The sequence below is a fragment of the Frankia sp. Allo2 genome (assembly GCF_000733325.1).
In the GTDB taxonomy this organism is placed as follows: Bacteria; Actinomycetota; Actinomycetes; order Frankiales; family Frankiaceae; genus Frankia; species Frankia casuarinae.
In genome coordinates this window covers 1-282 of the sequence record NZ_JPHT01000094.1, presented here as the reverse complement: position 1 = coordinate 282, position 282 = coordinate 1, and the positions used below count along the sequence as shown (strand labels likewise).

The window sequence follows — 282 nt, the reverse complement described above, 5'->3', positions numbered from 1 at the left end:
CCACCGGCCCCCTCACCCGCAGGCGGAACATCCAGCTTCCACGTGGCCGAATCCCGCTCGTCCGGGCAGACCAGCCGGGCCCGCAGCACGTCGTGATGGTCCACCAGGGCATTGACAGCGACGCCCAGACGCTCCAGGTCGATCCCGGCCGGCACGACGACGAGCATCGCCTGCGAGAACCGGTCCAGCCCCGCCACTCCGGCCCGCCGGACCAACCCACACATGGCGGGAGTCAGCGGCACCTCACCGATACCGACATCAGCGGGCACAACCTCGGCAAGA

At 70.2% G+C, this 282-nt stretch carries 1 protein-coding gene; it reads right to left on the bottom strand.

Annotated elements, in window-relative coordinates; translation table 11 throughout:
* On the bottom strand, positions 1-282 hold a 282-nt coding region (locus ALLO2_RS26790; protein ID WP_035734741.1), incomplete at both ends, for a hypothetical protein.